This is a genomic window from Polaromonas sp. Polasp52, from assembly GCF_059491565.1.
In genome coordinates, this window is record NZ_CP168513.1 from 880633 (window position 1) to 893093 (window position 12461).

The following is a 12461-nucleotide window of genomic DNA, read 5'->3' on the forward strand; positions in this document are numbered from 1 at the left end:
TCCCTGCATAGACGCCCTGATGGGCCGGGATCATCGGGAAAGCTGCCTGGACTGCGGGGGAAATCGCAAATGCCAGGACGAAAACCGCGAGAACGCGACGCATAAGGTTTTTCAACATAAGAAGCCTTAAAAACTGCTGGAATGATCTTGGGTACGGTGCGTCTGCGCTGTTCTCAATTACCCGCTCCCGTGACTTGCTGCACCCGGTTCAAGGCGTCGTAGACACGCGTGATGTTTCTTTGCAGGTTGCCCGAGGGGTCCTTGACCTGCTCGCCGGTCTTGTTGCCGGCGTTGTCGAGGGTGTAGGTGACGGTGTTGCCTTTGGCATCGGTCACGCCGGTCAGGCGATGCGCGGCGTCGTAGCTGTAGCCCAGGGTGGTGCCGTCGGGCAAGGTGGCGCCTGTCATCTGGCCTGCGTTGTCGTAGGTGTAAGTCGTGATGCGCGCGGTGCCGCCGGGTGGCGTTACCGTTACGCTGCTGGTCCAGCCGCGTGGGGTGTAGACGATGTCGGTCACGATGCCTTTGGTATCCACCATCTGGCGCACGCGCCCCGCCCTGTCGTACAGCGTGAACTGTGTCACGTGGCCCGCCGCATTGGTGATGGTCTGCAGGTCGCCCGCGCTGTGGCCCACTTCGTTGGGGTCGACGACGACGGAAGCGGCGTTGGGAAAGGCTTGCGCGGGCGGTATGAAACTGGCGGTGTAACGGGCCACACCTTTTGTGATGCGGACATCGTCGATATAGCCCAGCCATGCCGCACCGCCTGTGTGTGAAACGTAAGCCTGCGTGACGGACGTGATGCTGCTGCCGTCGACCCAGGACGTCACGGCGCTGCCCGAGAAGTTGTTGTTGCGCAAGGTCAACAGATTGCCGTCCAGAAAGGCCCGGGCGAGACCGCCGCTGCGCGTAAAGGCCACATGGTGCCAGGCGCCCGCAAGGCTTGCCTGCGTATGCTCCGAGCTGTAGAGCGGCGCGAATGAAGTGGACTCAGAGGCGAACTGCAGCCTTCCGCCAAATCCGCCGTCCCCGAAGCGAATGCTCATATAGGTCGAACCCCAGGGGATAACGACAAGATTGCGGTAGCCCGAACCCGCCGAGGTCATGTAGAACCATGCCTCGATGGTGAAGTCGCCGGTTCCAAAGCTGAAGTTGCTGCCTGGGCTTGCAGGCAGCGTCAGATAGTCGTCATCGCCGTCGAAAAGCATTGCCGAGCCACCAAATTTGTTCTGCGCCGTGCTGATCTTGACCGCACCATTGCGCATCACGGTCTTGGCGACCGAGGCGCTGTCCGTGATAGCGGTCGAATTATTGACGCCGTCGCCATGCAGAAGAACGCTCACCGAAGCAAAAGACGGGTCCACGCTGGCATTGGGATCGGAAAATCCCGTCGATGTGCTGTAGTAAGCATAGGTGGTCGCGCGGTTCAAAGAGTCGGTGCTGGTGAGCATCCGGCCCATGGCGTCATAGGTAAAGCTGGCGATGCGCGCGGCCACGCCGGCATCGATGGCAGCGGTAAAGCCCAGCGCCCCATCGGTATCCGTGGTGGCTCGCTCAAGCTGCTTGCACACCAGGGGCAGGGCTTTGCCGTCGGGCCATGCCGTCGCCGTGGTGCAGTTGGCCACGACGTTGCCGTTAGACGGATCAGGCTGGCCATGGTAGACCGTGGTGGTAAGCCGCAAAGGCTCGCTCACTTTAACGGGCAGCCGCCAATCCGGATGCCAGCTGGTTTCAATCCTGCGACTACCGGCCGGCACGGTAGAGCCGCCGGGAAGAACACTGGAGCAGGCCACGGTGGTGGCCAGACCCTCGACACGCACGGTCTCTCGGTTGCTGCTGTCATAGGCATAGCAGCTGCGCTGGCCGCTGAAGTCGTCCGTGGACGTCAGGTTGCCGCTGGCATCAAAGGTCGAAGCGTTGTTGGCGGCGGCACAGCCGGAACCGGCCGGCTGCGACTGGCCGGTCGTCTGCGGATAGCCCAGCACGGTGCTGGTGCTGGCGTTGGCGGTTTCTCCATTGGGCCGGGTGAGCTGCACGCCGGCCGGGGCTTGCCAGTCATGCGTACGAGTCGTGAGCAAGGTGGCCGGATCATAGGTTTGCGTCACCACGATCTGCGGTGGTGTGCCGTAGCTCACCGAGAATTTGTTCACGCCGCCGGCATGCTCGGTGGACAGCGCGCGGCCGGCCGTGTCGTAAGTAAAGGTCGAATAACGAATGCCCCGCTCATCAACAACTCCGGTGAGTGCCCATGGCAGGGAGGTGTTCTCATAGACAAACTGCCGAACCTTGGTGTCCGGCCAGGTCAGCTGGGTGAGATTGCCGTTGGTATCAAAGCCCGCGCTGACCGTGCGCCCCATGGAGTTGGTCACGCTGGAAATCAGGCCATCGGTGGCGGCAGCTCCGCCGGCCGGCAAGCTGTAGGCAAATTTCAGGCTGCGCCCAGTGTTGTCCGTGACTTTTTGCAGGTAGCCGGCCGCCGGCGTGGTGGCATCTGCCGCGGTGCTGTAGCTGAAAGTGAGCTTGTTCCCGACCGCATCAGCCCAACTGGTGAGTTGGCCTGCACTGTTGTAGGTCTCGATGGTGCGCGCCCTGGCATCAGCATACCGATATCCGCCAGAGATGGCCGTGAAGGTGCCGGCCACATCGGCATCGGCGATGTAGGCGCCGCCAGAGTAGCGAAAGCTCACCGTCTGGCCGTCACCGCGGTACAAGGTGGCCCCGTGGCCACCGGTCCCGAAGGAAAGATTGCGATGCAGGCTGCTTTCCCACAGGCCGCCCAGCGCGGGCATATTGCCGAAAGTTCTGGCTGTTTTTCCCGCGGCGATCGCGGCGGCCTGCCTGGCGCTGGTGTAGGTGAATACCAGCGGCTGCCCGCCCACGCTCATGCCGGTGGAAACCGACTCTACTTTGCCGCCTAGCAGGGGATAGATGGGGTTCCCTTCGCGCAGCGGGCAGCTTGAGGGCGATTTGGTGGCATGAAGAATATCAACGGTCGTGCCACCCATCCCTCCTGGAGTGCATCCATTGCCATAGGTGTTTTGCAGGTAATCGGCGTGGCAAGTGCAACTGGAACCCGACAGTGTTGTGTGGGCGGGGTCGGGACAGACATAGGCCGGGGGATCAGGGTTGCGTACCGTCAACGTGGCATTGACCAGTGGAGTCCGCTCGCCGAGCAGGGTGCCGTTGGGGTAAATGATCGTGGCATAGCAGGTGTATGGAGAGACGGCATCCACCGAGGCATTGCTGTAGCGGTAGCCGGAGGGGTTGTCCAGCTTGGTGACCAGGTCCCGGCAAGCAGCGATAGCGGTGGGTGCAACGATGCTTGAAGTGCTGCCGTGATATTGGTAGTTATAGCAAGGCCCGACCGTACAGGCCGTCGGATCAGGCGTTGCAGAAAACGAGGCAAAGGCATTTGTAACGGACAGGCAGCCAAACAGCACAATGGCGCGAGCAACGGCCAGTGATAACAGCGCCATGGATTTCATGATTGCCTCTATATTTTTTGATACCTCGCTTGGGAGGCATTGGACAGACAGCTTTGCGCTGTCATCCATAAAAGCTGGCAGGTGAAGATCCGCCGCCTCCGAACGCAGACGACCCACCCGCACCCCACCCGGCGCAAGCCCTTGAAACAATCCCATGGAATCCCTCGTTGATTTTTCTTGTCGCTCTTATCGCTTTTCGCGCGCGAGCACGCAAATGAGCCCGAAGTCTAGTGAGGGGCATGGTGCGTGTCACCCTTCATCTGGATGAGGCAATTCGTGAGTGTGCATATGAGACAACGAAATCTTCCGTTGTAAATATTTCGCCCTTATCAATGCCATGCTCTTCTGGCAGAATCCGACCGGCCTTGGCGTTGGTATGCGAGGCTTCAATTCAATTTCAATTTGAATTGAGTACCTTTTCAGTATCAAGCTGCGCAAAATTAAGAAGAACGCAGGCCACGCCAGCGGCACGGCCGCCCAGGCAAAAATAAATATTTATCGCATTGGCAACATGCGTCCAAGCATTTCCCTGGGAGGGGAAACTTTTTGAATCTCTTCATGCACCCGATGCAAACCCGTTCCGTGCCCGCGGGTCACCAACGCGCGCGCGGTTTCACGCTGCTGGAGCTGCTGGTGGTGGTGGTCATCATCGGCCTGCTGGCCGGGCTGGTCGCGCCGCGCTACTTTGACTCGGTCAGCAAATCCAAGTCCAAGATCGCCAAGGCGCAGATCGAATCGCTGGACAAGGCGCTGGACCAATACCGCCTCGATGTCGGCAGCTACCCGACGGCCGAGCAGGGGCTCAATGCGCTGAACACCCAACCTTCGGGCGTCAGCAAGTGGCAGGGGCCTTACCTCAAGAAAGCCCTGCCGGCCGACCCCTGGGGCAACGACTACGCCTATGTGCTGCAGCCGGGCGCGGCCGGCATCGACATCATTTCCTACGGCGCCGACGGCAAGCCCGGCGGCACCGGCGAGGCGCAGGACGTCTCGCTGCATTCGGCCAACTGACAGCGCTACCCCAAGCGCCGGAAGCTTTCACATGGCCGCGGCTCACGCCACCTATGAGGTCGTCACCCGCGACAGCGCGGGGCGCATCGCGTCGCGCCAGGTGCGCGCGGCCACGGCGGCCGAAGCGCTGGCGCAGACCGCGCGCGGCGGCTTCACGGTGCTGAGCTGCGAGGCCGCCCAAGAATCCGGTGCCGGCCTCGGCGGCCTTGGCAGTCTGGTGCGCGGCAAATCCGCGGCGCCCTCGCGCGCGGGACTGGACACCGCTTCTTTCTCGCAGGACTTCGCGGCGCTGATAGACGCGGGCCTCAGCGTCACCGAAGCGCTGCAGACCCTGAGCATCAAGGAGACCGCCGGCGCGCGGCGCGAACTCATGGAGCAGGTGACGCGCGCGGTGTCGGAAGGCCGCACCCTTTCCGCGGCCATGCAGCTGACGGGCGCGTTCCCCGAACTGCTGGTCGCCACGGTGGAGGCCAGCGAGCGCACCGGCGACCTCGGCAAGGGCCTGGCGCGTTACGCCGCCCACCAGCGTGAAATGCAGGCGCTCAAGGACAAGCTCATAGGCGCTTCGGTCTACCCCCTGGTGCTGCTGGTGGTGGGCGGGCTGGTGGTGATGTTCCTCATGGGTGTGGTGATACCGCGCTTCGCGGGCCTCCTGGACGGAACGCGCACGCAGCTGCCCATGCTGTCCTCGGGCCTGATGGCCTGGGGCCGGCTGGTGGCCGACCGGCCCTGGGTGCTGGCGCTGTTCTTCGGCGGTGTCTTCGCGCTGGGCACTTGGGTGGTCGCGCACTTTCGCGCGCACGGTGTGCGTTCGCGCTGGCTGCAGCGCATTCCCTATATCGCGGGCGTGATCCGCGAGTTCCAGCACCTGCAGCTCTACCGCACCATGTCGATTCTGGTTTCGCGCGGCATTGTGATCCACCGCGCAATGGCGCATGGCGCCAAGCTGCTGGGCGACGCGGACCGCGAACGGCTGGAGCGCGCCATCGTGCTGATGCGCGAAGGCCTGAGCATGAGCGCGGCGCTGTCGGGCGCGGGCCTGTCCGATGCCGTGGCCACCAGCATGCTCAAGGTGGCGGAGCGCACCGGCTCCATGTCGGAAATGCTGGAGCGCATCGCGCAGTTTTACGAGCGGCGGCTGCAGCGCTCCATCGACGTGGCCACGCGGGTTATCGAGCCCGCGCTGATGATCGTGATTGGCACCGTCATTGGCGCCATCGTGGTGCTCATGTATTTGCCCATCTTTGACCTGGCTTCCACCCTGTCCTGATACCTGAAGCGCCTTCCCCCATGAACGCCCCCCTCCCCCTTGTTTCTCTTGCGCCGCCGGCCGAAGCGGCCGCCGGCCAGGTCGGGCGCACGCTGATGCAGCAAGCGGTGCAGGCGGCGGCAGTGGGTTCGCGCCTGCAGTGGATGGTGCAACAAAGCGGGCTGGAGGCCACGCAGGTGCTGGCCGATGTCGCGGCCGCGCTGGGCCTGCGCGCCATGGCCACGCAAGAGCTGCAGGGCATAACGCCAGACTTCGAGCTGATCGCGTTTGCAGACTGCCAGGCGCGCGGCTGCCTGGCCGGCTGGTCCACAGCCCCCTCCGGCGACAAGCTGCGCACCGTGGTCGTCAGCGACCCGCTGGACCTCAAGGGCCAGGAGTGGATAGACCTGCAACTGGGCGGCACGGGCGCGGATGAAGTTGTGCGCGGCCTGGCGCTCATCGAAGACGTGCAGGCCTGGCTGGCCCATGCCGAACGCAACCTGATGGCCATGGGCAGCGCGCAAGAGGAAGACCCTGCCGGCCTGGTGCAGGCGGAATCCGTCGATGCCTCCGTGGTGGTCCTGTCCATCGCGGGCATAGAGACCACGGCCAACCCGCTGGTGCGCCTGGTCGATTCGATTCTGTACGACGCGCTCAAGATGGGTGCGTCCGACATCCACTTTGAGACCCAGCCGGTCGGCCTGCACGTCAAGTACCGCATCGACGGCGTGCTGGAAAACGTCAAGCGCATCGACAACGCCGAGATGGGGCAGCAGGCGATTTCGCGCATCAAGGTGCTGTCCGAGCTCGACATCTCGGAGCGGCGCACGCCGCAGGACGGCCGCTTCAAGGTGCGTGTGGAGCGGCGCGAGATCGACTTCCGCGTCTCCATCATGCCCAACCTGTTCGGCGAGGATGCCGTGCTGCGCGTGCTGGACCGCAAGCACCTGACCGGCCAGTTCCAGACCCTGAGCCTGGACACGCTGAGCTTCGCGCAAAGCGCCAAGGACTTTATCCGCCAGGCCTCGGGCCTGCCCTATGGCCTGCTGCTGGTGACCGGGCCCACCGGCAGCGGCAAGACCACCACGCTGTACGCGGCGATCTCCGAGATCAACACCGGCCTGGACAAGATCATCACGATCGAGGACCCCATCGAGTACCAGCTCAAGGGCGTGCTGCAGATTCCCGTCAATGAAAAAAAAGGCCTGACCTTCGCGCGCGGGCTGCGCTCGGTGCTGCGCCACGACCCGGACAAGATCATGGTGGGCGAAATCCGCGACGCCGAGACCGCCCAGATCGCGGTGCAGGCCGCGCTCACCGGCCACCAGGTGTTCACCACGGTGCACGCCAACAATGTGTTCGACGTCATAGGCCGCTTCAAGAACATGAACGTCGACAGCTACAGCCTGGTGTCGGCGCTGACCGGCATCGTCGCCCAGCGCCTGTTGCGCGCCGTGTGCGTGCATTGCGCGCTGCCCGCCGGCCTGGCACCCGAGCAGCTCACGCGTCTGGGCATTCCCGCGGAGCGCCTGGACCTGGGACAGGCCAAGTTCATGCAGGCCGTGGGCTGCGCGCATTGCCGGGGCACCGGCTACAAGGGACGGCTGGCGATTGCCGAGACGCTCGAGATGGACGACGACATACGCGACCTGCTGGTGCGGCAGGCGCCCATCTCGCAAATCAAGCAGGTCGCGCGCGGCAAAGGCTTTATGAGCCTGCGCGACTCTGCCGTGGCGCTGGCCATGGGCGGGCAGACCACGGTGGAAGAAATCAACCGCGTCACCCCGCGTGAAAACCTGCAGGCCGCGGCGCCCGCGGAGGCCGTCTCTTCATGAAACCGGTGATCGAGCTCGACATCAGCGCCTCCCACCTGCGGGCGACGCTCAGCCCGGCCGTGGCCGGCTGGGGCAGCCGCGTGGTGCGCAAACTTCAACGAAAGCCGGTTGAACCAACACCGGCCGCCGCGCTGACCGAAACAGCCAGCTGGACGCTTGGCGCCACGCGCGCCGACACCCTGGCCGACCTGCTCGAAGCCGGCGCGCAAGCCCTGCAGGCGCTGCGCGCGCGCCACCCGACATCACTCGACGGCAGCCGCCTGGTGGTGCGCACGGGCGTGAGCGCTTCTTATGTCGGCGTCGCGCCCATGGATCTGTCCTCGCCCTCGGCGCGCTCGGAGCCACAGCTGCGGGCCGTGGCGAAAGCGGTGACGCAAGAGGCCATAGGCGCGGAGGCGGCGGCGCACGACGTGCGCTGGCGCATGGAGGCCAGCCAGGCGCACCTGTGCGTGATCACGCTCGAATCAGCCCTGGTCGCCGGCCTGCAGGCACTGGCCCAGGCCCAGCGCATGGCACTGGCAAGCTGCCAGCCGGCGATTGTGGAACGGCTGGACAGCGAACTCAAAGCCAGCCGTCGCCGGCGCGATGCGCGCACGCTGGTGTGGACGGAGCTCGATCCCTCGGGCCGTCGCCATGCGGCGCTGGGTTTTATCCGCGTGGTGGAGGGCAGCGCCGTGAATGCCTGGCGCACCGTCACGCAGGCGCCGCCGGCCGACAGCGACCCCTGGCTGCAGCCCGCGCTGCAGCGTTTCCTGATCGCCTCGGGCGCGGGCCTGGAGGAACAGGTCGTCTCCTGCGCCTGGCCTGCCGCCGCCACCACCACCACGGAGCTTGCAGCATGAGCCGGCGCCTGGTCGAAAGCCCTTTTGAGTTTGCGCCAGACGCGCCGCGCTACCGCCCGCTGAGCTGGCTGATCCTGGCCGCGGGCGTTTGCATCGCGCTGGCCGGGCTCTATATCAGCTTGCGCACCGGCGCGCAGCTTGAAGGCGTTCGCTCGCAGCAGGCAAAAATTTCGAAACAGCAAAATGCGCTCAGCGAGCAGATGCGGCGGGCCGAGAACAACCCCGCCATGCTCGAGAAGATCAAGGCCAGGCGCCAGCTCGAAGCCTTGCTGCAAACGCCGTGGTCGCTGATGTTTGAAGCCCTGGAGGCCGCGGCCGACACCGTCGAAGGCCGGGTCACGCTGCTGTCCATGGTGCCCAACACCGCCAACCCGGCCAGCCGCAAGATAGAGCTCACCTTGATGGCGTCCAACTACCCGTCCATGCTGGCCTATACCGAGGCGCTCGGCACGGTCAGCGGTTTCTCCGATGTGCGCATCGTGAGCCACCAGCTCGACGAGCGCAGCAGCCCGGCCACTTTTCGCTTCCGGCTGACGGCGGGCTGGAACCGCTTGAACGAAGGTGTGTTCCTGGCCAAGGAGCCGCCCCCCGGGGCACTCCTCCCACAGACGCCGCTGACACCGCTGGTGCCGGCGCAGGTCTCGGCTCCCGTTCTGAAGCCCGGCATCAGCAAGGCGCCCACGCCATGACGCGCGGCCCTGCTTTGATCACCACGGCGCTCGGCCGCTTTGGCCGCCTTGGCGGCGGCGCGGGCCTGGCGCCGCTGCGCGCCCTGGGCTGGCCCGTGCTCTGCGGCCTTGGGCTGCTGCTGGTGGGCGCGCTGCTGCTGGGGCTTTCGCAGCAGTTGCGCCTGAAAAAAAACACGCTGCAGCTGGAGCTGCGCCAGGCCCAGAAGCCGGGCACCAAACCCATGGCCAGCGCTGTGCGCGGTGTGCCCGTGATCTTTCCGCCGGCCAGCGACTACACGGCCGACCTGGCGCAGATTTTTGACATCGCCAAAAGCCAGGGCATTGTGCTGGCCAGCGGCGACTACCGCGATGCGGACCCGACGGCCCTGGGCCTGGACACCCGCCTGGTGGACCTGCGCATCAATGAAAACTACAGCACGCTCAAGGAGTTTCTCGCGAGCGTGCTCAATGCCATGCCCCACGCGGCGGTGCAGGAGCTGCGCATAGAACGCAAGGACGGCACCACCGTGAAGCACCAGGTCTTCCTCAAGCTGGCACTGGTGTATTCACCGCGCACGGCCCCCGCCCAGGGCACGCAAGCCGCCGCCAGGAAGACGCCGGCCAGCGCCCCCGAAGCGGGCGGCACGAAAGGCATGCCGTGAGCGCTAGCAAACCCAAAACCGGCTGGAAAAAAGCCGCCATGCTGGTGGCGGCCGGCCTGGGTAGCTTTGTGCTGGCTGCCGCCATGCAGGGCAAATTGCAGGCGGGTGACGACGACCTGGACCTGGCGGCGGCGCCACGCCAGCGCCCGGCGCTGGCCGCCCCGCCGCAGGCCGGCACCGCGCCTGCATTCCCGGTAGAGGACGCATCGCAGCGCGTGGACGTCGCGATGAACAGCCCCAGCCTGCGCATGAACAAAATGGTGGTGCGCGATCCTTTCGGCCCGCTGGCGCCCGAGTTTGTGCCCCCGCCTCAGGTGGTGGCACCGCCCCCGCCGCCGCCCGCCCCCGTCAAGGCCCACAAGCCGCCAGCGCCGCCCGTGGCCGTAGAGCCCGCGCCGCCACCACCACCCATGGCACCGCCGCTGCCCTTTACCGCGGTGGGCGCCATCCAGGGCAAGAAGATCGCCAACGGCCAGCTGCAAGCCTTTATCCAGCATGGCGACAACCTCAGCGTCATCCAAAAAGGCGACACCGTCGCCGGCAGCTACCGGGTGGACGAGATCACGTCCGACCGCGTGGTGTTCACCTACCTCCCCCTGGGCCAAAAACAATCGCTTCAACTTCTGGACAACCCACGATGACAACCATTGAACACAATGCCGGGCTTTCCGGGAGGGCTGCCACAACAAGGGGCTTGGGCGAGCTACGCGGCCGCAGGACACCGGTGGCTTCCAGCGTGCTGGCCTGCCTGTTGCTGACGGCCTGCGCCGGCGCGCGCTACCACCAGGACGGCATGAGCCAGATCGGCGACGGGAACATAGACTCCGGCATCGCCTCGCTCAAAAAAGCGACCGAACTCGACGGTAGCCAGTCTTACAAGATCGACTACCTGGTGCAGCGCGACAGGCATGCCGACGCCTTCGTCAAGCAGGCCGACCAGCTGCGGGCCAGCGGCGACATCGCCGGCGCGCGCGACCTCTACGGCCGGGCGCTGGCACTGAATCCCAGCAACATCCGGGCCGCGACCGCGCTCAAGGCGCTGGACCAGGACGCGCGCAACGACCAGCTGCTGGCCGAGGGCGAGCGTTACCTCAAGGAGGGCAAGCTCGACGCGGCCGGCGAGCGCGCGGCGCGCGTGCTGGCCGACCAGCCCACCCACAAGCAGGCGGCGCAGCTGCGCAAAGCCGTGCTGGACGCCAGGGCCGCCGCCGAGCTGGAGCGCGAACGTTTCCGGGAGGCGAAGTCGGTCATGAGCTCGCCGGTGACGCTGCAGTTCCGCGATGCCACCATGCGCACGGTGTTTGAGGCGCTGTCGAAATCCACGGGCCTCAACATCCTGCTGGACCGCGAGGTCAAGGCCGACGGCAGGGTCACGATTTTTGTGAAGGACGTGGCGGTCGAGGACGCGATCGACCTGATCCTGATGCAGAACCAGCTCGAAAAACGCATCATCAACAGCAACACCATGATGGTCTACGCGGCCACGGCGGCCAAGCAGTCCGAGTACCAGGAGCTGACGGTGCGCTCCTTCCGCGTCACCAACAGCGACCTCAAATACCTCTCCGGCATGCTCAAGACCATGCTCAAGCTCAAGGACGTGTCGGCCGACGAGCGCAGCGGCCTGCTGGTGATACGCGACACGCCCGAGACCCTGCGCATCGCCGAAAAACTGATCGCCCTGCACGATGAGCCCGACCCGGAAGTCATGCTGGAAGTGGAAGTGCTGGAAATCTCCGAGGGGCGCAACAGCAACCTGGGTGTCCAGCCGCCCAACGCCATCACCATCAGCACGCCCACGGGCGGCGCGACTACGCCGGGCGGCACCGTCAGCAACCTCACCATCAGCCAGCTGCGGCAGCTGGGCGTGGGCGGCCTGACCGTGACGCCAATTGCCGGCACCCTCAACTTCAAGCTGCAAGACACCGAAACCCGCATCCTGGCCAGCCCGCGCATACGCGCGCGCAACCGCGAGAAAGCCAAGATCATGATTGGCGATCGCGTGCCCACCATCATCAACAACGTCACGCCGGTCAACGGCGGCTCCTCGGTCGTCACCGGCACCATCACCTACCAGGATGTCGGCCTCAAGCTCGAGTTCGAGCCCCAGGTGTACGCCAGCAACGACGTGGGCATCAAGATCAACCTTGAGGTCAGCAATATCGCGCGTGAGTTCACCGACACGCAGGGCAGCCGCTCGTACCAGATAGGCACACGCAATGCGAGCACCTTTTTGCGCCTGGCCGACGGCGAGACGCAGGTGCTGGGCGGCCTGATCACCGACGAGGAACGCAACACCGCCGACAAGATCCCGGGCCTGGGGCACCTGCCCGTGGTCGGGCGCCTGTTCGGCAACTCGAGCACCAACAAGTCCCGCTCCGAAATCGTGCTGGCCATCACGCCGCGCGTGCTGCGCAGCTATGCCAACCTGGGCAGCGACAGGTCCAGCGTGTTCTCGGGCACGGCGCTGACATTGCGCGACCGGCAGATCCTGGCCGACCCCGTGGGCGGCCTGAGCCTGCCCAACTCGACAGGCGCCCGCCCCGCGCCCGCACCCACACCTGTCAGCGGCATCTCGCCGGCGCCGCAGCCACCCGGTGCGCCTGGGGTGCCGGGGGCGCCATCGTCCGCACCATCCGTTCCGCAGCAGGCGCCCGCCATGCCGCTGGGCGGTGGCGGCCTGCCGCCGCCTCCGCCCATGATCCAGCGTTGACA

The 12461-nt window shown here is 65.4% G+C and carries 9 protein-coding genes; 8 read left to right on the forward strand and 1 reads right to left on the reverse strand.

All coding sequences use genetic code 11. From position 1 onward, the window contains the following. Nucleotides 1-173: 173 nt before the first annotated feature. Nucleotides 174-3482 carry a LamG-like jellyroll fold domain-containing protein gene (locus tag ACEN9P_RS04220; protein WP_495621180.1) on the reverse strand — a complete coding sequence of 1103 codons (3309 nt, stop codon included), beginning with the start codon at nucleotides 3480-3482 and terminating at the stop codon, nucleotides 174-176. Between the two features lie 567 nt (nucleotides 3483-4049). On the opposite strand from ACEN9P_RS04220, the gene gspG reads away from it, so the two are divergent. From gspG to ACEN9P_RS04260, 8 genes are read left to right on the forward strand one after another with little or no spacing between them, the layout of a single operon-like run. Then, a complete protein-coding gene (gspG, locus tag ACEN9P_RS04225) occupies nucleotides 4050-4493 on the forward strand; it encodes a type II secretion system major pseudopilin GspG (RefSeq protein ID WP_495621181.1) in 444 nt (147 codons plus the stop codon). Between the two features lie 31 nt (nucleotides 4494-4524). Continuing rightward, nucleotides 4525-5763 (forward strand): type II secretion system F family protein, encoded by a 1239-nt coding sequence (locus ACEN9P_RS04230; RefSeq protein WP_495621182.1) that lies wholly within the window; start codon nucleotides 4525-4527, stop codon nucleotides 5761-5763. A gap of 20 nt (nucleotides 5764-5783) precedes the next feature. Continuing rightward, entirely contained in the window at nucleotides 5784-7577 is a 1794-nt protein-coding gene (locus ACEN9P_RS04235; protein WP_495621183.1) for a GspE/PulE family protein, read from the forward strand. Beyond that, nucleotides 7574-8419, forward strand: coding sequence for a hypothetical protein (locus tag ACEN9P_RS04240; protein WP_495621184.1), 846 nt, complete (start codon nucleotides 7574-7576; stop codon nucleotides 8417-8419). Before ACEN9P_RS04235 ends, ACEN9P_RS04240 begins: the two co-directional genes overlap by 4 nt. Beyond that, nucleotides 8416-9108: a hypothetical protein gene (locus ACEN9P_RS04245; protein ID WP_495621185.1), complete on the forward strand. Its 693-nt coding sequence runs from the start codon at nucleotides 8416-8418 to the stop codon at nucleotides 9106-9108. The genes ACEN9P_RS04240 and ACEN9P_RS04245 overlap by 4 nt, the downstream gene beginning before the upstream one ends. Further along, nucleotides 9105-9749, forward strand: coding sequence for a hypothetical protein (locus tag ACEN9P_RS04250; protein ID WP_495621186.1), 645 nt, complete (start codon nucleotides 9105-9107; stop codon nucleotides 9747-9749). The genes ACEN9P_RS04245 and ACEN9P_RS04250 overlap by 4 nt, the downstream gene beginning before the upstream one ends. Next, complete coding sequence (locus ACEN9P_RS04255) at nucleotides 9746-10390, forward strand: hypothetical protein (RefSeq protein WP_495621187.1); 645 nt, start codon at nucleotides 9746-9748, stop codon at nucleotides 10388-10390. Before ACEN9P_RS04250 ends, ACEN9P_RS04255 begins: the two co-directional genes overlap by 4 nt. After that, nucleotides 10387-12459, forward strand: a complete 2073-nt coding sequence (locus ACEN9P_RS04260) for a secretin GspD/PilQ domain-containing protein (RefSeq protein ID WP_495621188.1) — start codon at nucleotides 10387-10389, stop codon at nucleotides 12457-12459. Before ACEN9P_RS04255 ends, ACEN9P_RS04260 begins: the two co-directional genes overlap by 4 nt. Nucleotides 12460-12461: the final 2 nt, after the last annotated feature.